Annotated in this window: 15 protein-coding genes, 1 other RNA gene and 1 other annotated feature; of the genes, 12 read left to right on the top strand and 4 right to left on the bottom strand. The window is 42.0% G+C overall.

Annotated elements, in window-relative coordinates; translation table 11 throughout:
• Window positions 1-100: 100 nt before the first annotated feature.
• The 6 genes from secDF (at window position 101) to dtd (ending at window position 9,293) form a co-directional block, all read left to right on the top strand.
• The gene (gene secDF / locus R2B77_RS01270; protein WP_203246816.1) at window positions 101-2,386 is read left to right on the top strand and encodes a protein translocase subunit SecDF; all 2,286 of its coding nucleotides are present in this window, start codon (window positions 101-103) and stop codon (window positions 2,384-2,386) included.
• A 210-nt stretch (window positions 2,387-2,596) separates the two neighbouring features.
• Window positions 2,597-2,944 (top strand): LapA family protein, encoded by a 348-nt coding sequence (locus R2B77_RS01265; RefSeq protein WP_203246817.1) that lies wholly within the window; start codon window positions 2,597-2,599, stop codon window positions 2,942-2,944.
• A 708-nt stretch (window positions 2,945-3,652) separates the two neighbouring features.
• Window positions 3,653-5,992, top strand: coding sequence for a single-stranded-DNA-specific exonuclease RecJ (recJ, locus tag R2B77_RS01260; RefSeq protein WP_203246818.1), 2,340 nt, complete (start codon window positions 3,653-3,655; stop codon window positions 5,990-5,992).
• Window positions 5,992-6,504 (top strand): adenine phosphoribosyltransferase, encoded by a 513-nt coding sequence (locus tag R2B77_RS01255; RefSeq protein ID WP_203246819.1) that lies wholly within the window; start codon window positions 5,992-5,994, stop codon window positions 6,502-6,504. Before recJ ends, R2B77_RS01255 begins: the two co-directional genes overlap by 1 nt.
• Window positions 6,505-6,637: 133 nt before the next feature.
• A complete protein-coding gene (locus R2B77_RS01250; RefSeq protein WP_203246820.1) occupies window positions 6,638-8,836 on the top strand; it encodes a RelA/SpoT family protein in 2,199 nt (732 codons plus the stop codon).
• A gap of 16 nt (window positions 8,837-8,852) precedes the next feature.
• Window positions 8,853-9,293, top strand: a complete 441-nt coding sequence (dtd, locus tag R2B77_RS01245; RefSeq protein ID WP_203246821.1) for a D-aminoacyl-tRNA deacylase — start codon at window positions 8,853-8,855, stop codon at window positions 9,291-9,293.
• 45 nt (window positions 9,294-9,338) lie between these two features.
• Here dtd and R2B77_RS01240 read toward each other — a convergent pair whose 3' ends face one another.
• Window positions 9,339-10,880 (bottom strand): N-acetylmuramoyl-L-alanine amidase, encoded by a 1,542-nt coding sequence (locus R2B77_RS01240; RefSeq protein ID WP_203246822.1) that lies wholly within the window; start codon window positions 10,878-10,880, stop codon window positions 9,339-9,341.
• 124 nt (window positions 10,881-11,004) lie between these two features.
• Window positions 11,005-11,245, top strand: a binding site (T-box leader).
• A gap of 66 nt (window positions 11,246-11,311) precedes the next feature.
• Between R2B77_RS01240 and hisS the strand changes: the two genes are divergently transcribed.
• From hisS to R2B77_RS01220, 4 genes are all read left to right on the top strand, one after another.
• Window positions 11,312-12,586: a histidine--tRNA ligase gene (gene hisS, locus R2B77_RS01235; protein ID WP_203246823.1), complete on the top strand. Its 1,275-nt coding sequence runs from the start codon at window positions 11,312-11,314 to the stop codon at window positions 12,584-12,586.
• A gap of 18 nt (window positions 12,587-12,604) precedes the next feature.
• Window positions 12,605-14,368, top strand: coding sequence for an aspartate--tRNA ligase (aspS, locus tag R2B77_RS01230; RefSeq protein WP_203246824.1), 1,764 nt, complete (start codon window positions 12,605-12,607; stop codon window positions 14,366-14,368).
• A 169-nt stretch (window positions 14,369-14,537) separates the two neighbouring features.
• Window positions 14,538-14,721: non-coding RNA, 6S RNA (gene ssrS, locus R2B77_RS01225), on the top strand.
• Between the two features lie 95 nt (window positions 14,722-14,816).
• Window positions 14,817-15,584, top strand: coding sequence for a tRNA threonylcarbamoyladenosine dehydratase (locus R2B77_RS01220; RefSeq protein WP_212391311.1), 768 nt, complete (start codon window positions 14,817-14,819; stop codon window positions 15,582-15,584).
• 53 nt (window positions 15,585-15,637) lie between these two features.
• Here the strand turns inward: R2B77_RS01220 and R2B77_RS01215 are convergent, their stop codons facing one another.
• Window positions 15,638-16,507 (bottom strand): DUF4349 domain-containing protein, encoded by an 870-nt coding sequence (locus tag R2B77_RS01215; RefSeq protein WP_203246826.1) that lies wholly within the window; start codon window positions 16,505-16,507, stop codon window positions 15,638-15,640.
• 166 nt (window positions 16,508-16,673) lie between these two features.
• On the opposite strand from R2B77_RS01215, the gene purU reads away from it, so the two are divergent.
• Window positions 16,674-17,570 carry a formyltetrahydrofolate deformylase gene (purU, locus tag R2B77_RS01210; RefSeq protein WP_322555619.1) on the top strand — a complete coding sequence of 299 codons (897 nt, stop codon included), beginning with the start codon at window positions 16,674-16,676 and terminating at the stop codon, window positions 17,568-17,570.
• Between the two features lie 66 nt (window positions 17,571-17,636).
• Here the strand turns inward: purU and R2B77_RS01205 are convergent, their stop codons facing one another.
• Complete coding sequence (locus tag R2B77_RS01205) at window positions 17,637-18,599, bottom strand: NAD(P)H-dependent flavin oxidoreductase (protein ID WP_203246827.1); 963 nt, start codon at window positions 18,597-18,599, stop codon at window positions 17,637-17,639.
• A 332-nt stretch (window positions 18,600-18,931) separates the two neighbouring features.
• Here R2B77_RS01205 and R2B77_RS01200 point away from each other — a divergent pair, with 332 nt between their 5' ends.
• Entirely contained in the window at window positions 18,932-19,723 is a 792-nt protein-coding gene (locus R2B77_RS01200; protein WP_203246828.1) for a DUF6612 family protein, read from the top strand.
• 56 nt (window positions 19,724-19,779) lie between these two features.
• Here R2B77_RS01200 and R2B77_RS01195 read toward each other — a convergent pair whose 3' ends face one another.
• Window positions 19,780-21,066, bottom strand: coding sequence for a replication-associated recombination protein A (locus R2B77_RS01195; RefSeq protein WP_232843430.1), 1,287 nt, complete (start codon window positions 21,064-21,066; stop codon window positions 19,780-19,782).
• Window positions 21,067-21,150: the final 84 nt, after the last annotated feature.

Genomic DNA, 21,150 nt, shown 5'->3' with positions numbered 1-21,150 from the left:
CGTGTTTCATAATGTACATATTGTGTTTTTTTACGTTGTGCTCGGAGTACGTACATAAGGATTGCCGTACGGCTCCACATAAAGAGGGGGAAACTGGATTATGAAAAGAAGAGGACGGATCGTTGCGTTCCTATTACTACTCGTCATATTTGCTTCGACGATTGGATCGACTACTAGTCCGATTTTGAACAAAGTCAAACTTGGTCTCGATTTACAAGGAGGCTTTGAAGTTCTTTATGAAGTTCAAGAATTAAAAGCTGGTGGCACAAAAATAACAGAGTCAGTTGTTGCAGATACAGCAGATGCACTTAGAAGCCGAGTGGACGTGCTTGGTGTTAGTGAGCCGAATATCCAAATTGAATCCAATAACCGGATTCGTGTACAGCTGGCGGGCGTAGAAGACCCAGACTCAGCCCGTGAACTATTATCGACTCAGGCAGACCTAACATTTAGGGATGTTGACGATAAGCTCCTACTGAGTGGAGATGATTTGAAAGAAGGTAAAGCGAAGGGTGGCTTTGGTAAAAATAATAACCCTGTCGTTACGCTTGAAATGAAAGATCCGAACAAATTTGGTGAAGTAACGACAGAAATTAAAAATAGAGGTATTGGTACTGGTCAAAATTTACTCGTTATTTGGCTTGATTTTGTTGAAGGTGAAGATTCTTATGCAACAGAAATATTAAAGCCGGAAAAAGACCGGAAAATTGTTTCAGCTCCTTCAGTAGATCAAACAATTGCTTCCTCTAACGTAGAAATTAACGGGTCATTTACGACGAAGGAAACAAAAGAACTTTCGGGTATTTTGAATGCCGGTGCACTACCTGTTCACCTCGAAGAAGTCTATTCAACTTCAGTAGGTGCTCAGTTCGGTGAGCAAGCATTGAATAAGACAATATTCGCAGGGATTATCGGTATTGCGCTTATTTTCGTCTTCATGATTGCCTACTACCGTCTACCAGGACTTGTGGCAGTCATTACTTTGTCTATTTACATTTACATCATTTTACTTGTCTTTACACTTATTAACGGTGTACTGACACTTCCAGGTATTGCGGCTTTAATGCTTGGGGTCGGGATGGCCGTCGATGCCAATATCTTGACGTATGAACGGATTCGTGAGGAATTACGTGTTGGTAAATCGGTCAAGACAGCATTTTCAGCAGGTGCGAAATCTGCTTTCACAGCGATTTTAGATGCCAATATTACAACAATGATTGCGGCAGTTGTACTCTTTATATTTGGGACAAGCTCAGTCAAAGGGTTTGCTATCGTGTTGATCATCAGTATTTTAGCCAGTTTCTTGACGGCTGTCTGGGGATCTCGCTTACTGTTAGGTTTACTAGTTAACAGTGGCTTGTTGGATGGTAAAACAGCATGGTTTGGTATTTCGAAAAAGAATATTCATCCTGCGGAAGAACAAGTGGAAACATTGGAGTTAACAACGAAATTCGACCGTTTTGACTTTGTTGGGACACGTAAAAGATTTTATGTAATTTCAACCATTTTGATTGTTTCAGGTGTTATCGTGCTTGGGCTCTTCAAATTGAATCTTGGGATTGATTTTTCAAGTGGTACACGTGTTGAAATACTTGCAGATCAAGCGTTAACGCAACAAGAAATTTCAGATTATGTAGCTAAAGTTGGACATCCATCGAGTGATGTTGTCATTTCAGGTGACACAAAAAATATTGGTGTTGTCCGCTACAAAGAAGAATTTAAACAAGAAGAAGTGACTAAATTTAAAGCAGATATTACGGCAGAATTCGGGTCTGAACCGAATATTTCAACAGTTTCATCGAAGGTCGGTAAAGAACTTGCGAAAAATGCTATGTATGCATTATTATTTGCAGCGATAGGAATTGTGATTTACGTCGCATTCCGTTTTGAATGGCGGATGGGTGTCGCTTCGATTATCGGGCTGATTCATGATGCATTTTTCATGGTTGCGGTATTTAGTATTCTTCGACTCGAAGTCGATATTACATTTATTGCTGCGGTTTTGACGATTGTCGGGTATTCTATTAATGACACGATTGTAACATTTGACCGGATACGAGAAAATATGAACCATCGTAAACATATTAAGGATGAGAACGAACTGGCGGAAATCGTCAACAAGTCATTGCGTCAAACACTTGGACGCTCTGTTAACACAGTGCTGACAGTTATTTTTGTTGTTGCAGCACTGACGATGCTAGGTGCGGAATCAATCCGTCCATTCTCGATCGCACTTCTTATTGGATTGCTCGCAGGAACGTATTCGTCCATCTTCATCTCAGCTCAAATTTGGTTTGATCTGAAGAAACGTGAATTGAAAGAAAAAGGTCCGATTAAAGCGAACGAACAGAAAAAACAATGGGGTTCAGACGAACCTGTTGTATAAGAGGTTTCACAATTTCATGGAACAGGGTATACTCTACAGTATATTCTGTTCCATTTTTAATTTGGATCAGCAAAAGTACCTGCTGATCCAAATTAAGCCTCCGGCGGATGTCACAAATGTTGAATTGCGTAAAGCGCAATTCAAATTTTGGACGCAATTACGCCGAGACGTAATTGATAATATGAATCAGCAAGAAAAGGGGGATTTTTTATGAAATTTCAATGGAATTTACTGTTAGGACTATTATTTGCAATTATCATCGCTCTTTTTGCTATTTTCAACATTGACGCTGTACAAGTGAATTATATTTTTGGTGCAACTGAGTTACCACTCGTTCTCGTCATCTTATTTTCAGCTCTTCTTGGGGCAGCGGTAAGTGGTTTTGTTGCGATGTTCCGTACGGTTCAGTCGAATCATCGCGTGAAAGAATTACAGAAGGAAATCACGCTAAAGGAACAAACCATTGCGGCGCAACAAAACGAAATTGCTGAGCTGCAAAAGCATTCTATTTCTCAAGTGGGTGAATTAGAAAAAGTTATTGAACCAATTAAAGACTGATGTAGTGAGCACCTTTCCGGAGAAGTTTTCTGGGAAGGTGCTTTTTTGAATGGAGAGCTGCGTCGATGTTGTATACTTTTGCAATTTCGGTGGAGAGTTAGCTGAGTTTGTTGGAGACTTTCGCAGGAATGTTGTACAGTTTGCTGAAAATGTTGGAGAGTTGCGTCGATGTTGTATACTTTTGCAATTTCGGTGGAGAGTTAGCTGAGTTTGTTGGAGACTTTCGCAGGAATGTTGTACAGTTTGCTGAAAATGTTGGAGAGTTGCGTCGATGTTGTACACTTTTGCAATTTCGTTGGATAGTTAGTTGAGTTTGTTGGAGACTTTCGCAGGAATGTTGTACAGTTTGCTGAAAATGTTGGAGAGTTGCGTCGATGTTGTACACTTTTGCAATTTCGTTGGATAGTTAGTTGAGTTTGTTGGAGACTTTCGCAGGAATGTTGTACAGTTTGCTGAAAATGTTGGAGAGTTGCGTCGATGTTGTACACTTTTGCAATTTCGTTGGATAGTTAGTTGAGTTTGTTGGAGACTTTCGCAGGAATGTTGTACAGTTTGCTGAAAATGTTGGAGAGCTGCGTTGATGTTGTATACTTTTGCAATTTCGTTGGAGAGTTGCCGCAATGTTGTACACTTTCACTGCCAACCTAATAACTTTTCTTTCAGATGCTGTTCACATCCGCTATAATGAACCAGAGGATGTGAAAGACGTTGATCGAATCAATGAAAAGGTGGACGGTGGAAAGACCAGATGAGCAAGCTGTGAGCGTGCTAACAGCAGAGCTTGGTTTGTCATCTGTCCAAGCAAAAATTCTTACTTCAAGAGGGATAACAAATCCAGCTGAGGCAAAGGCTTTTTTACATATGGATGTATCATCTATGCATGACCCCTATTTACTCTTCGAAATGAATAAGGCGGTTGAACTCATTAAGCAAGCCATCGCATCGAATAAAAAAATTGCTATCTATGGAGATTATGATGGGGATGGAGTCACGAGTGTTACGGTTTTAATGACCGCGCTTGAACGTATTGGTGCAGACGTCTCGTTCGCTATTCCAAATCGTTTCATGCATGGCTATGGGCCGAATAAGGAGCTATTTCTTGAGTTGTACGAGCAAGGTGTATCGCTTATTGTGACAGTCGATAACGGAATTTCAGGTATTGACGAAATTGCTTATGCCAAAACACTAGGACTCGACGTCATCGTAACAGATCACCATGAAATAGGCAGTGTCATGCCACCAGCTGATGTTATTATCCACCCACGCCACCCGGATGGTGCTTATCCCTTCGGCGATCTCGCTGGCGTGGGTGTGGCATTTAAACTCGCCTGTGCGTTACTTGGCGAAGTACCACAGGATCTGATGGAGCTTGTGGCCATCGGAACAGTAGCGGATCTTGTGTCGCTACGCGGGGAAAATCGTTATTTTGTTAAGGAAGGGATTAAACAGATGCGTGTGTCAAAGCGCCCCGCTATCCAAGCACTAGCACGTATCGCAGGGACTGAACAAGCCGTGTTATCGGAGGAGTCAATCGGTTTCATGATTGGACCTCGATTGAATGCGGCAGGGCGTCTTGGGGATGCCTCCCCCGCGGTTCATCTACTGAAAACAGAGGATATGGTACTCGCAACTTCGTTAGCGAAAGATTTAGATGCGCTCAATAAAGAAAGGCAAGCCATAGTATCCGCAATTAGTCGAGAAGCGGAAGAGTTCATTGCCAACAAATATGGAGAAGAGATTCCCTATGTGTTCGTTATTGCGGCTGAAGGCTGGAATGCAGGTGTTATCGGCATTGTTGCTTCCCGCATTACAGAGAAGTATTATCGTCCAACGATAGTGCTGTCGATTGATTCGGAGAAGGGGATTGCGAAAGGGTCTGCTAGAAGCATTGCAGGCTTTGATATGTTTGCGGAGTTATCGAAAAACAAAGAGATTTTGCCGCATTTTGGTGGTCATCAAATGGCAGCGGGAATGTCACTCGCGATTGCGGATGTGGACGTTTTACGTGACAATCTTAATGTTCAAGGAGCGCAGGTATTAACGGATGAAATGCTATCGCCGGAGCTGATTATTGATGTACCGCTGTCAATTGACGAAATTGATGTGAGTGCATTAGAGTCGTTGGAGTTACTGCGACCTTTTGGGATGGATTTTCAAAAACCACTATACTTACTTGAAAAATTAACAGCATCATCTATCCGGAAAATTGGTGCGGACAAAAATCATTTGAAATTAGAGTTGGTTGCTGACGAACACACTTTGGATGCGATTGGCTTTAGTTTTGGACATATTGCGGATGAGCTAACGCCTGGGATTGAAGTGTCGGTTGTCGGTGATTTGCAGGTCAATGAATGGAATGGCAATAAAAAGCCACAGCTACTAATCAACGATATCCGGTCTGATGAATGGCAGCTATTTGACTTGCGTGGGATGCGTGAACCATCAAGATGGCTCCCAACAATTCCGGTGGATAGTACATTGTTTGTTGCATTTCACGAGCAAACAATTCATTATTTCCAATCTTCCTTGCGGGGCATTGCTATTCATCTAATTGGGCAAAGTCAAGTAGAGAAAGCAGATCATCTAGTGTTGCTCGATATACCAGATGATGCTGAGCAATTAGAAGAATTGTTTGTTACGATTAATCCGCAGCGCATGTATGCACATTTCCATGCGGCTGATTCGAAGTATTTTGATGGCTTGCCGCCCCGTGATCAGTTTGGTTGGTATTATAGTTTTTTGAAAAAGCGTGGAGAATTCGACATGTTCAAGAACGGGGAACAGCTGACGACACACAAGGCGTGGAAAAAGGATACAGTTTATTTCATGTCAAAGGTGTTTTCTGAGCTTGGATTTGTTAAGATAGAAAATGGTCTTGTTTCTGTAATGGAGACCGTCGGTAAACGGGATTTGTCTGAAGCGCCGTCCTATCAAGAACGCGAGCGGCAGATGGAGCTTGAAAAAGTATTGCTATATGCACCATATATGGAATTGAAACGATGGTTCGATACGATTAGGAGTAGAACTGTCGACGGGGAGGAACAATAATGGATTTGAAAGAATACGTCACGATTGTACCGGATTATCCGAAAGAAGGTATTAGTTTTAAGGATATTTCAACAATTATGGACAATGGTCAAGCATATAAATATGCGACAGATGAAATTGTGAAGTTTGCCAGAGAAGTAGGGACGGACATTATTGTCGGTCCTGAAGCACGTGGCTTTATCATCGGCTGTCCGGTTGCTTATGCGCTAGAAGTGGGCTTTGCCCCTGTTCGTAAACCGGGTAAATTGCCAAGAGAAACAATTGAGGTTGAATACGATCTCGAATATGGTACAGATACTTTGACTATTCACAAGGATGCTATTAAACCAGGGCAGCGTGTGCTGATTGTCGATGATTTGTTGGCAACGGGCGGTACGGTTGGCGCGACAGTTGAGCTTGTTGAAAAACTTGGCGGTGTAGTAGCAGGCTGCGCATTCATCATCGAACTTTCTTATTTAGATGGTCGTGAAAAACTAAAAGGTTATGATATGCGCTCATTAATAACGTACTAAAATAGAGTTGAAAAAAGTCCTTCGCACGACAAGCGAGGGACTTTTCCTATATAAAGACTTTACATATGGATGCATTTATACATACAATAGAAATACTAATTATTTTGCGGATATGGTCGAAAGGGGAAAAATTATGGCGAAAAATCGTGACATGACGGCAGAAGAAATATTTTCATTTGTCGCCTCCTATATGAATGAAGAACACGTTGAATTCGTCAAAAAAGCATATGAGGCTGCAAAGTCTGCACATGTGGGACAGTATAGGAGTTCAGGTGAGGCGTATATTCTTCATCCTGTCCAAGTTGCGGGTATTTTAGCCGAATTGCAAATGGACCCTTCGACGGTTGCAGCGGGATTCCTCCATGATGTTGTGGAAGACACGGACATTAGCAGGGAAGATATCATACGTGAGTTCGGAGAAGAAGTCGCTATGCTCGTCGATGGCGTGACGAAACTTGAAAAATTAAAGTATAAATCGAAGGAAGAAAAACAAGCGGAAAACCACCGCAAAATGTTTGTGGCAATGGCCCAGGATATCCGTGTTATTTTGATCAAATTAGCTGACCGGCTCCACAATATGCGCACACTCAAACATGTGCCAGAAGAAAAGCAACGCCGCGTGGCAGCTGAAACATTAGAAATATTCGCTCCGCTCGCTCATCGCCTTGGTATATCCGCTATCAAATGGGAATTAGAGGATATCGCGTTGCGTTATTTGAATCCCCAGCAATATTATCGAATTGTCAATATGATGAAGCGCAAACGTGTTGAACGCGAAAATTATTTGGACAATGTCATGGTGCAGATCAAGAACGAAATCGGAGAGATGGATATCACTGCCGATCTTTCAGGACGACCGAAGCATCTATACTCGATTTATCGCAAGATGGTCATCCAGAAAAAGGAGTTCAATGAAATCTATGATTTATTAGCTGTGCGCATTATTGTGTCCAGCATTAAAGATTGCTATGCAGTTCTTGGCATTATTCATACGTTATGGAAGCCGATGCCAGGAAGATTTAAGGATTATATTGCGATGCCGAAACAAAATCTTTATCAGTCTTTGCATACAACGGTTGTGGGTCCGGCTGGCGATCCACTTGAAGTGCAAATTCGGACAGAAGAAATGCATAAAATTGCCGAGTTCGGGGTTGCAGCGCACTGGGCGTATAAAGAGGGCAAAACATTATCTAATCATCCAAGTGATATTGATTCGAAATTGACATGGTTCAGAGAAATACTAGAATTTCAAAATGAATCATCCAACGCCGAAGAATTTATGGAGTCCTTAAAGTTCGATTTATTTTCGGACATGGTCTACGTCTTTACACCAGACGGCGATGTAATAGAGCTACCAGCAGGCTCTGTTCCCATTGATTTTGCCTATCGTGTCCATTCTGAGGTTGGAAACCGTACGATCGGCGCGAAAGTGAATGGCAAGATGGTGCCGCTGGATGCTGAATTATTTACAGGTGATATTATTGAAATTTTGACGTCCAAGCAATCATTTGGACCGAGTCGTGACTGGTTGAAAATTGCACATACCTCTCAGGCGAAAAATAAAATTCGACAGTATTTCAAGAAGCAGCTACGAGAAGAAAATGTTCTCAAAGGCCGCGAAATGATTGAAAAAGAAATTAAAGCGCAGGAATACGATATAAAAGAAACATTGACGCCGGAAGGCATTAAACGGGTCATTGAAAAATTCAGCTTCACATCTGAAGAGGACATGTACGCAGCTGTTGGGTTTAATGGCATTACCGCACAACAGGTTGTTAATCGCATGGCGGAGAAACTTCGGAAAGAACGCGAACAACAAGATACAATTGACAAAATCGTTAAGGATATGAAGGCGATTCCATCTGATAAAATGACCGAATCAGGTGTTATTGTTAAAGGGATTGATAACTTACTCATCCGTTTATCGAAATGTTGCAATCCAGTACCTGGTGATGAAATTGTTGGATTTATCACGAAAGGGCGAGGGGTTTCTGTACATCGTTTGGACTGCCCGAACATTATGACTAATGATGAGGAAAGTGATCGGATTATTGACGTTGAATGGGCGCTAGGACCAGCTAATTTTAAGAAAGAATTTCAGGTGGACATCGAAGTATCAGCATTTGACCGACAAGGTTTATTGAATGAAGTCATGATGGTTGTAGCAGAAACGAAGACGCCGATGGTTGCTGTGAGTGGAAAGGCAGATCGCGATAAAATTGCACGTATTCATATGACGATTAAAATTACAGATATTGCTCATTTGCATAGAATTGTCGATCGGATTAAGCAAATTCGAGATATCTACTCCGTGCAGCGTGTAATTAACTAATGAGGAGATGGATCGGATGAAGGTAGTGTTGCAAAGATCAGGTCCAGCTACTGTCCGAGTGGACGGTAAGGTGACAGGGACGATTGACAAGGGCTATGTCTTGCTTGTCGGTATTACGCATGATGATACTGAAGGGGACGCGACCTATATTGCGCAAAAAATTGCAGGTCTTCGATTGTGGGAAGATGGGGAAGGTAAGATGAATCATTCTATTTTTGAAGTGGGCGGAGCTATTTTGTCAGTATCGCAGTTTACACTGTACGGTGATGTCAAAAAAGGACGGCGGCCGAGCTTTATAGAAGCGGCAAGACCCGAGCAAGCATTACCGCTGTGGGAAGCATTCAACCGCAAGTTAGAACTACAGGGGTTGCATGTTGAAACCGGTATTTTTGGTGCAATGATGGATGTTGAGCTTACCAACGATGGTCCGGTCACTATAATAATAGAATCGAAATGATTGACGAAAAAACCTTCCACATTTATGGAAGGTTTTTTGTGCGCTTCAATCAATAACTGCGTCGAAATAATTGAGAAGCCCTTTATAGATCCCGTGTGTTGCCTGTTCGCGGAACATATCGGTTGTCATCGTCCGTTCTTCAGTTGCATTAGATAAAAAACCAAGCTCTATTAAAACCGCATTCTGTCTATTTTCACGTAGAACGAGAAAATCCCCTGGTTGCGCACCGCGGTTACGTAGACTGATTGAAGAAGCTAGTCCGTTATTTACCGAAGTGGCGAGTGTCTTCTGATGCGATTGTGTGTAATAGGTCGTGAAGCCTGCCACGCTTGGGTCTGGGTTAGCATCGTAATGGATGCTGACGAACGCATCTGCATTCACTTGGCTACTAACGGCTACTCGCTTCCTTAAAGATACATAGGTATCGGCTTCACGCGTCATGACAACCTCTGCACCAGCCGCTGACAATTTAGCCGCTAAAAGCTCAGAAGTAAGCAGGGTGATGTCTTTCTCGTCCGTTCCACGTGCGCCGGTCGTTCCACGATCATTGCCGCCATGTCCAGCATCAATGACGATGGTTAACCCTTTTAACGTACCTGTGACTCGTTCTGTTTTTTCTTTTGTAACCGTCTCTCCGGTGACAGGCTCATCGCCCGTTGATACAACCCATTTTGCGATAAATGCCGATTCTCCTGCTGGCAAGGCGATTTCATACCAATCGCCATCCGTTTGGACGATGGTAAACTTTTCACCTGCATTAGCACGGGTAATAATTTCTGAAGAAGTCGTTGCCTTGGCTCTGATATTCGTTCCATTCGACAAAATGGTAACAGTGCCAGAATCAGATTGTTCCTTGGCATTTGTTTCACTTGAAGACAATATTCCATGGAATGAATAGACCCAACCTTGTTTGTTATTGGCAAAACTAATTTGTACCCAGTTTCCTTCGATTTTTTTCACGCTATATGCTTCGCCGCGTGAAATAAGTCCAACTCGTTTGGAGGATAAATCTGCTTTCTTACGAACATTGAGCGCATCTACCGAGACGGTAAATAAGTCAGCGGCAGCTAGTTGCTCAATGGGTTTAGTCGTTGTAGGTGTTATCGTTTGTTCGACCAATTGTGTAATATAATCCGTATGTACCCAACCTATTATGCCGTTATACGTGATGGCAGCCCATTCGCCGTCTTGTTTCGTCATCAGCGCTTCATCCCCAGCGGACATCCGTCCTAGCACGGCAGAGCCGATAGAAGGAGCCGATCTAATATTTAATTGGTCGACTCGTGAGACGATTGTCGTAGTAGTCCCGGCTGAAAAATCAGTAGATGTCGTTAGCCACGAGGCAATCCACCCTGTGTTGTTGCCGTTCTGAATTTCTAACCAGTCTCCCGACGTCGACAGGACGTTTACCTGCGCTCCTTTTTTCAGTGAGCCTGTGATATTATATGTTAGTCCAGGACCTGAACGGATATGGAGTGATGCAGTATCCACGATGACGGAATTCGCATTGGCATATGTAGTCGGTATGGCATAAAATACACTTAAGAGAAGCATGGTTGCAATCATCCATTTGCATATTTTCGACAAAATATCATCCCCCTTTTACTCTATTGTAAAAGTTTTCCCGACAAAAAACTACAATTATTCGAAAAAGGTTGACACACTGTTAGGGAATCATTAAGATAATGTTTAATCAACAAATAAAAATATGTGTTTGCTGACGACATGGAAAGTAATTGTATAACGGACTGACAAGAGAGAGGCGGACGTGGCTGCAATCCACCTTACAGACGTGTATAATGAACAACACCATCGAGGCTCTGTGCTGAACGATTGTCATTCATTCAGTAGGTGCAGACGGAACCGGCCGTTATCCGGGTTTTGAGTGGACGCGAGTAAGATGCGTCAATTTGGGTGGAACCGCGGAAGCTATAAAGGCTCTCGTCCCTTGCATAGGCAGGGGATGGGAGTCTTTTTTTGTTGTCCGACTTTATTGATTCAAAGAAAGGGGTATGGACATGAATTTTAAAGTGCCAAGAGGAACGCAGGATATTTTACCTTCTGAGACATGGAAATGGCAGAAAGTTGAAAAAATCATTGACGAAGTTTGTGATATTTATCGGTACAAGGAGATCCGGACACCGATGTTTGAACAAACGGAGTTGTTTCAACGGACAGTTGGAGACACGACCGATATCGTACAAAAAGAAATGTACACATTTACAGATCGAGGCAATCGCTCTTTGACGCTTCGACCTGAAGGAACAGCATCCGTTGTCCGTTCCTTTGTTGAACATAAAATGTTTGGCTATCCAGACCAGCCTGTCAAACTGTATTATACGGGGCCAATGTTCCGCTATGAACGTCAGCAGGCAGGGCGTTACCGCCAGTTTGTTCAGTTCGGTGTAGAAGCAATCGGTAGTGCAGATCCAGCAATTGACGCTGAGGTTATTGGTCTAGCGATGGACGTTTACAAACGTGCAGGTCTGACAGAATTAAAGCTTGTCATCAATTCCCTCGGAGATACGGATTCAAGGAAAGAACACCGTGATGCGCTTGTCTCACACTTCAATCCACACATTGAAGAGTTTTGTTCGGATTGCCAATCAAGAATTGAAAAAAATCCATTGCGCATACTTGATTGTAAAGTGGATAGCGGTAATCCATTGATGGCTTCAGCACCATCACTTGCTGATTATTTAAATGAAGAGTCAGCAAGTTATTTTCAACAGGTAAAAAGCTATCTAGATGATGCAGAAATTCCTTATGTCGTCGATGCAAATCTTGTCCGTGGGCTTGATTATTATAACCATACCGCTTTTGAAATTATGAGCACGTCAAGCGGCTTTGGGGCGATCACAACATTATGTGGTGGAGGAAGATACAATGGTCTTGCCGAAGAAATTGGAGGACCGCCTGCACCGGGTATCGGATTCGCAATGAGTATCGAGCGTTTGTTGCTCGCTATGGAAGCGGAAGGCAAGACATTTACAGATGAGCCGACACTGGATGTCTATATTGTTACACTTGGTGACAGCGCGCGTCGTCCAGCATTTAAATTACTAGGTGAGCTACGGGCGGCAGGTATTCGATCAGATTTGGATTATATGGATCGGAAAATGAAGGCGCAACTGAAATCAGCAGATCGTCTTACAGCGAAAACAGTTATTATCATCGGTGAAGATGAAGTAGCAGAAGGCATCGCGCAACTGAAAAATATGGCGGACGGCACGCAGGAAAAAGTGCCATTCACAGAACTTGTAGCAAAAATTAGTGCAACATTGATAGGCTAAGAGAGGCGGATGAAGACAATGCAACGAACGCATTATTGTGGAGATGTCACAGAGCAAGTAATTGGAGAAACGGTAACATTAAAAGGGTGGGTGCAAAAAAGACGTGACTTAGGCGGCGTGATTTTCGTCGATGTTCGGGATCGTTCAGGCATCGTTCAAGCTGTCTTTAACCCGGACATTTCAGCGCAAGCTCTAGCAACTGCAGATAAGCTGCGTAATGAGTATGTTGTGGAAATTACGGGTAAAGTGATTGAGCGTCAAGAAGATCAAAAGAACCCAAAAGTCAAATCGGGTTCCATCGAAATTCAAGTCGAAGAAGTTACAATCATTAATGAAGCGAAAAACCCACCATTCATGATTGAAGATGAAACAGATGTTAACGAAGAAATTAGACTGAAGTATAGATATTTAGATTTACGCCGTCCTAAATTAGCAAACGTCTTGAAAATGCGTTCTGACATTACGAAAACAGTGCGTAATTTCTTAGATAACGAAGGATTCCTTGAAATTGAAACGCCGATTTTAACAAAATCTACACCAGAAGGGGCACGCGACTATCTTGTACCAAGTCGTGTCCATGAAGGTGAGTTTTACGCTTTACCACAATCACCACAATTATTTAAGCAAATGTTGATGGTGTCAGGCTTTGACCGTTATTACCAAATCGCACGTTGTTTTCGTGATGAAGACCTTCGTGCTGACCGGCAACCTGAGTTCACACAAATTGATATGGAAATGAGTTTTATGTCGATGGAAGAAATTATTTCATTGAATGAAAAATTGATGCAAAAAGTAATGAAAGATGTCAAAGGCATCGACATTGAAATTCCATTCAACCGTCTTCCTTACGATGAAGCAATGGCGCGTTTCGGTTCAGATAAGCCAGATACACGCTTCGCTATGGAATTGATAGATGTGTCTGAAGTTATGAAAGAATCCTCTTTTAAAGTGTTTGCGGGAGCAGTCGCATCAGGTCAACAAGTGAAGCTAATCAATGCTAAAGGCTTGGCGGATCAATACTCACGTAAAGATATTGACGCACTTACAGAGTTTGCAGCACTTTACGGTGCAAAAGGTCTTGCATGGCTAAAAGTGGACGAAGAGGGCTTCAAAGGACCTATTGCGAAATTCTTTGAAGGAGAAGAAGGTACTGCGTTGAAAGTAGCGGCCGATGCGGAAGCGGGCGACTTGTTGCTATTCGTGGCGGATAAGAAGAGTGTTGTAGCCGATGCGCTAGGAGCACTTCGTTTAAAGTTTGGTAAAGACCATAATCTGATTGATGAATCAAAATTCAATTTCCTATGGGTAACTGAATGGCCACTTTTCGAATATGATGAAAAAGCTGGACGTTATTCCGCGGCACACCATCCATTCACTATGCCGGCAAATGTGGAAGAACTCGTAACTAGCCCTGAGACAGTCAAAGCACAAGCCTATGACCTTGTCTTAAATGGCTATGAGCTTGGTGGTGGATCACTACGTATTTATGAACGTGACGTTCAGGAAAAAATGTTCAAAGCGCTTGGCTTTACACAAGAACAAGCACAGGAACAATTTGGCTTCCTACTTGACGCATTTGATTACGGAACACCTCCGCACGGTGGTTTGGCATTCGGTCTTGACCGAATCGTCATGTTGCTGGCAGGTTCAACAAACCTACGGGATACGATTGCATTCCCGAAAACAGCAAGTGCAAGCGACCTGTTAACTGGAGCACCTGACCGTGTTGATGACGGCCAACTCGGGGAACTTGGTATCCTTGTCATGTCGAAGAAGAAGTAAAAAGAAGTGGCTGTATAGGCTTTTCTATAAAAGAATGTTAGTCATTTCTTCTATAGTGCGACTGTGGTAAATTCAGTGGGGCTTTTATATCAACTAATAGAGTTGGTTAAAATTACTTCTAGTAAAATTATTGAATTGCCTGTCAATATATGATACCATTATGGTAATACGAATCCTGGAGTGTTCGTTGTTTGCCAATCAGTTTTGACCGAACATTCTATCGTCGGGAGCCTGTGTTTTGATTAGGATGACACGCCTTCTTCGGGGGACGTCAAAGTAATCAGATAGGACACCCACCTGCTGAATTTGCAGGTTCAAAACGATACTACAAAGACGGCACATTCGGGATTTGTTCTTACTTAACTCATAACCCTCTCTGGCGCATGTGCGGAGAGGTTTTTTCTTGGGGAAAATTTTATTCATTCAATTAATGGAAGGCGGAATTAACTTGTTGCATCAATTTTCACGCAATGAATTAGCAATTGGCACAGAAGGTGTACAACGTATGCGCGACATGACAGTCGCGATACTTGGTGTTGGAGGAGTTGGCTCATTCGCAGCAGAAGCTTGCGCAAGAAGTGGCATTGGTCGTATCATACTTGTCGATAAGGACAATGTAGACATTACGAATATTAATCGGCAGAGTGTTGCTTTTTTATCGACGATTGGTCGCTCGAAAACTGAAATTATGCAAAATCGAATTGCCGATATAAATAAAGACTGTGAAGTTATTTCACTGCATATGTTTTATACAGAGGAAACAGTTGAAGAGTTTTTCAGTTACAACTTGGATTATGTCATTGATGCATCAGATACAATTGCTTATAAAATTCACCTTATCAAAGAATGCCTTTCCCGTAATGTAAAAATTATTTCAAGCATGGGAGCGGCGAATAAAATGGATCCAACGCGATTCCAAATTGCGGATATTTCAAAAACACATACCGATCCAATTGCAAAAGTGATTCGCTTACGCTTGCGAAAAGAGGGTATTCACAAAGGCGTTCCCGTCGTCTTTTCCGATGAAAGTCCAGTTGTTGTCAGGGAAGATGTCGTTGGAACAGTCGGTAAACCAGAAGCGCATATTCGTAAAGCTAAAATGCCTCCAGCTTCTAATGCATTTGTTCCGTCAGTTGCAGGGCTTATTTGCGCCAGTTGGGTCGTTAATGACATTGTCGCGGATATCCCGATTCAGCGCGTGAAGGACAAGCAGTAATAGCTACAATGAAAAATCTCCCATTATCTACTAGTGGGAGATTTTTGTATAGCCTATTCCTTAGTATACTTTTTTCTTTTGATGAAAAAGTATATTCCGATGCCGACGAGCGCTAACAGAACAATAATAGGTAAGTTTCCGATGAAAAATACAATCAAGCTCGATCCGGTAGCCAACATGAAGTTGGTGCTAGTCGCTAGCTGTTTTTTTGTTTTATCCCATGTATTTAAATTATCCTTCTCTAACATAGGGACAATAATACGATCTTCGTACATGGAAATTTCAATTGTAGAATAAGAGGTTTGGTTCTCAAGGTAATTCATCTTACCGACAATCAATTCAATTTCCTCTTGGACTTTAGCTAAATCAGTAGAAATTTTCAATAAATCCTCCGTCTTTTGTGCTTTACTCATAAATTCAAGCAAGCGCTCCTCAACAGCGCGTTTAGACGTTACTCTAGACTGTAAATCTACGTATTGTTCTGTTACATCCTGTCCTGTTATATTACGTTCTAAAATAGTTGCAGCCTCTTCTGTATCCTTTAAAAAAGATTGGAAATGCTTCTCTGGAACCCGAACAATCATCGTTCCGCTAACAGCTTTGTCATCTGACCGATACACATTGGATTCGACAAGATATCCACCGTATTCAGCAACTTTTTTTTCAATCTTTAGCTGCGCTTCTTCAAACTTCTTCACTTTCACTTGTAATTTCGCCTGGTGAATAATCATCCGATTAGTTGTACTTTCTTCTGGCTGTGCGGCTTCTGACACGACCTCTTCTTCTGATTGGTCCATCATGGCTACTTCATTTGACATTGAGCCAGCTTCACCTACAGCTTTGTCTTCGGAGCTATTAGCGCTGCAAGCTGTTAATAAAATACAAATAATGAAAAACGGTAAAATAGAAAATATTTTATACATACTTATTTCCCCCCTCTACTAAATATTAGACGGAATATTCGGTAAAAGGTTACGGTTTTAATTTCACTAGATGAAAAATCTTATAATTTTAGTAGATTCATTGCACTATTAATCAATATCCTTCATACTAAAGGATAAAAATAATTTACAATAGGATGTGCAAAAAGTGTTTAGTAAACAAAATGTGGAACAAAAAGCAAAGCAACATGAAAATAGGGGGCGCCTTCTCGTTAAATGTCCCGATAAACCTGGAATTGTATCCGTATTATCAAAGTTTTTATTTGACCACCAATCAAATATCGTTGAATCAAGTCAGTATTCCAATGATCCGGAAGGCGGCATGTTTTTTATCCGCATTGAATTTCATAGTGAGGAGCTCATAAAAAAATCGAAGCAGATGGAGAAGGATTTCGAGGAAATTGCCATCACACATTCGATGGACTATCATTTTGCTTATGGACATGAACGTAAGCGAACAGCTATTTTCGTATCAAAAGAACCGTATTGTTTGATGGAGCTTTTATGGGAATGGCAAAATGGTGATTTAGAAACGGATATCGTCGTTATCATAAGTAATCATGAGGATGCTCGTGACATGGTAGAAGCGTTCGGCATTCCTTTTCATTTTATACCAGCAAATAAAGATATCCGTAAACAAGTGGAAGAGGAACAGATTCGCTTGATGGAGCAATATGATGTCGATTTACTCATTCTCGCCCGTTATATGCAGATTTTGACACCGGAATTCGTCGAGCGTTTTCCGAACCAAATCATTAATATTCATCATTCTTTCCTACCGGCATTTATCGGTGCAAAACCGTATGAGCGTGCTCATAGCCGAGGGGTAAAAATCATTGGCGCAACATCTCACTACGTCACAAATGATCTCGATGAAGGTCCGATAATCGAACAGGATATCGAGCGTGTCGATCATCGTGATGATGTTGTTGCATTAAAGAAAATCGGTCGCCAAATTGAACGTCGTGTTCTAGCGAAGGCAGTAAAGTGGCATCTTGAAGATCGTATTCTTGTTGAAAATAATAAAACAATAGTTTTTCATTGATTAAAAGCTCTCTACAACCTCAATTGTTATTTGAGGATGTAGAGAGCTTCTTTTAGTTGACCTGCATTAGCAAGGTGATTTGGCAAGTCTATATTCTTTCATTAAATTATTCATAATTGTTTGGACAGAAAATATTTCTTTGATCTCGTGAACTCTCGAACCTGCGAAGACTAAGCCGTTATCAACGTCACCGTCTACGGAATGTTTCAACGAATCGAGTGTACAAAAACGATATGAACATTGCTTTAAGCAGTTGTAACATTTTTTAATCTTCACTTTTTTATCACCATAAATTAAATCGGTAAATGGATTGCGAATGGCGCGACCTTCCAAGCCGACCGTTGTTTTGACAAGAACGGTATCTCCTTCCTCGCAATCGACATACATTTGCTTAAAGGCGGGATGTGCATCACATTCGTTGCTGGCAACAAAGCGAGTGCCCATTTGGACGCCGGCAGCCCCTAGCTGAACAGCTCTTGCGATATCTTCACCATGAATAATACCGCCTGCCGCGATGACAGGAATACCGACTGATTCGGTCACCTCTGGAAGAACATCGAATAACGCTCTATCTGTCCCTAAGTGACCACCGGCTTCACGACCTTCCACAACAACTGCGGAAGCGCCAAGTCTCTCAGAAAGCCTTGCAAGTTTTGCTGAGGATACGATTGAGATGACAGGCACGTTATATTCCTTCCCCCAACTGTACATATCACGTGAAATACCAGCACCCGAAATGATGAAATCTACTTTTTCCTCCATTGCCGCTTTGATGTTTTCCGCAAAATCAGTCATTGCAAACAAGACGTTTACACCGATATAGCCTTTACCGTTCGTCAGTTCTCTAGCGCGCCGAATGTGACTTCGTAGTGACTCGGAAGAAATACCTGTCCCTGAAATCGTGCCAATCCCACCAGCATTCGCTACAGCAGAAGCTAGTCCGCTCAGTGAAACTCTAACACCCATCCCTCCTTGCATAACTGGAATTTTGGGCGTCATATGCCCAATAATCATTTTCGGAATATCCATCAATCTAATTTCCTCCTTTTGGCTGTAAAACTTGTTAAGCAATATGAAAAAGTATTGGAAAATGAAGCCGTTGAAGAATGCAAAGCGATTACAGAAAGGATTTACACGAAATGGAATAGTGCTAATCATTTTTATTACAATAACATTGATGGAAAGTGATATATGTGATTTAAATCACATGTTTTTCCAATGCGAGACATTTTTTGTTTTGGTGAATGTAGGAACAAATTTTACTTAGTTATCGTTTTAGTGAAGGAAGATAATGTTTTGCTTTAGATTTTGAGGATAGTACAGTAAAATGATTGTATGTTTGGAAGAAAGGAAGTCTCAATGTGAAAAATGTTTGGAAGATAGCAATTGCTGGAGTCCTAGCAGTCGTATTGTCCGCATGCGGCAATGCAGCGGCTAAGGGAAATTTAACAGCTCAAGAGGTTTTTGAAAAAGCAAAAGTAGCTGCAAGTGAATTGCAAAGCGTACATACTACAGTTGCTTTTGAAGATTTTTGGCAGACATCAGCACCAATGGCTAGAATGAGTACGAAATATGATTTCATTTCCGATGCTACTTTACATCCGGAAACATTCAAGCAACGGTTATTAGTAAGTTCGAGTGACCAAGAAAAGTGGGAAGCAAATGTTTATAAAATGAATGACCGTATTTTCATCGAGAAGGACTCAACAAAAACGTTAGATGAGTTGACTTCTGGTACACTTTCAGAAATGTTCGGCATAATGGTAGAGCAGATGAACCCAACGTTAAACTTATCCTTTTTCGATACATTTGCGGATGATTTCGAGTTGGAGCCAATTGATTATGGTTATAATTTAAGGTTGTCCATGTCAAGGGAGCAGTATGAAGAATTCCAAAAGTTGGTTTCTGGGTTGGATGACATCAGTGGAGAATACGCGTTTATCAATAAATTTGATATTGTCATTGGAATTGATATCAATACATTCTATACAACTGATTTCAAGCTTGTACTGGATACAACAACGTATTCGACAACAGAACTCAACGGTAATTCAAAGCGCACGAAGCAAACGATGACTGCAGTTTATAGTAAATATGATCATGTAGAACCCATCAAGCTTCCGGTAAACGTAGTAGACGCTGCGGCACAATGAATTAAATAATCTTATGTAAAGAACCTCTCATCGTCAACGAGAGGTTCTTTGTTATCCTATTTTTTCTTACGGAACTCCTTTAGTTTTTCATATATCGCTGCCAATTTTTTTTCTTCACCGGCATTGACGGGCTTGTAGAACTCGGTGCCTACGAGTTTGTCGGGTAAGTATTGTTGATTGGTCCAGCCACCGAACGAGCCGAGGGGAGTGTCGTGCGGATATTTGTAGCCAACATGTCCAAGTTCTGCTGCCCCCGCATAGTGTGCGTCACGTAAATGGAGGGGGATATCTCCAGTTTTCCCTTCATTAATCGCCTTTACGGCAGCATCGAATGCTTTGTAAGCTGAATTCGATTTGGAGGCTAGACACATTTCAATGACAGCGTTAGCTAGTGGGATACGCGCTTCAGGCATACCGAGTCGCACAGCGGCTTCTGTCGCTGCGAGGACATGCGAGCCAACTTCAGGGGAGGCCAATCCGACATCCTCGTAAGCTATCACTAGTAATCTTCTAGACACGGCTACTAAATCGCCGATTTCTAGCAAGTTGGCCAAGTAATACACTGCGGCGTTGACGTCGCTGCCGCGCACAGATTTTTGTAATGCAGATAATAGATTATAAAAATGTGAACCTTTTTTATCACCGAATAGACCAATACGACCGAGTAAATTTTCGATTAGCCAGTCCTCAATGATGGTTTTGCCATCGGTTTCATCACTGGCAGAAATAACTGATTCAAGAACGGTTAACGCTTTGCGTGCATCTCCATTCACACCTTCTGCGATTAACATAATCTGTTCATCTGTGATATCAATCGCCATCTTACCAAGTCCGCGCTCTTCATCTGCCAAAGCATTGTGAAGAACCTCCAACAAATCCTCCGGCTCTAGCCTGGATAACTGCCGAATTTCACCACATCTCGAACGAATAGCGGGATTGACATCGTGGTAGGGATTTTCAGTTGTTGCGCCAATCAACACAATCGCTCCACTTTCAACATGGGGCAGTAGCGTATCTTGCTGTAATTTATTGAACCGGTGAATTTCATCAAGAAATAACAGTACTTTCCCTGTAATCCGCGCCTCTCCCACAACGCTTTCGATGTCTTTTTTACCGGAAACTGTTGCATTTAGAGCGATGAAAGGTAGGTCGCTGGTTCCGGCAATGGCGTGTGCCAGCGAGGTTTTACCAATCCCGGGCTCACCGTATAATAGCATTGAAGGGACATGCCCATTTTTAATCATCCGATAAAGGGCCGTCTTTTCACCAATAATATCCTTCTGCCCTGCGATTTCGTCAATATTTCTAGGGCGCATACGATACGCCAATGGTTCATTATGCAAATAATCACTCCTCGTACATCCGTTCCACTATTATACACTTAAGATGAAAGGAAGTCATTTCAAGCCAGTAGATAACCATTTATG

It is taken from the genome of Sporosarcina beigongshangi, from assembly GCF_033485195.1.
GTDB lineage: Bacteria > Bacillota > Bacilli > Bacillales_A > Planococcaceae > Sporosarcina > Sporosarcina beigongshangi.
Note: the sequence above shows the minus strand (reverse complement) of the source record. Positions and strands in the feature narration are given on the sequence as shown.

Coding starts and splice junctions, on each gene's coding strand:
- dtd (WP_203246821.1), top strand. CDS start 8,853: ATGAAGGTAGTGTTGCAAAGATCAGGTCCAGCTACTGTCCGAGTGGAC.
- R2B77_RS01205 (WP_203246827.1), bottom strand. CDS start 18,599: ATGGATATTCCGAAAATGATTATTGGGCATATGACGCCCAAAATTCCA.
- R2B77_RS01250 (WP_203246820.1), top strand. CDS start 6,638: ATGGCGAAAAATCGTGACATGACGGCAGAAGAAATATTTTCATTTGTC.
- R2B77_RS01255 (WP_203246819.1), top strand. CDS start 5,992: ATGGATTTGAAAGAATACGTCACGATTGTACCGGATTATCCGAAAGAA.
- aspS (WP_203246824.1), top strand. CDS start 12,605: ATGCAACGAACGCATTATTGTGGAGATGTCACAGAGCAAGTAATTGGA.
- R2B77_RS01215 (WP_203246826.1), bottom strand. CDS start 16,507: ATGTATAAAATATTTTCTATTTTACCGTTTTTCATTATTTGTATTTTA.
- R2B77_RS01265 (WP_203246817.1), top strand. CDS start 2,597: ATGAAATTTCAATGGAATTTACTGTTAGGACTATTATTTGCAATTATC.
- secDF (WP_203246816.1), top strand. CDS start 101: ATGAAAAGAAGAGGACGGATCGTTGCGTTCCTATTACTACTCGTCATA.
- hisS (WP_203246823.1), top strand. CDS start 11,312: ATGAATTTTAAAGTGCCAAGAGGAACGCAGGATATTTTACCTTCTGAG.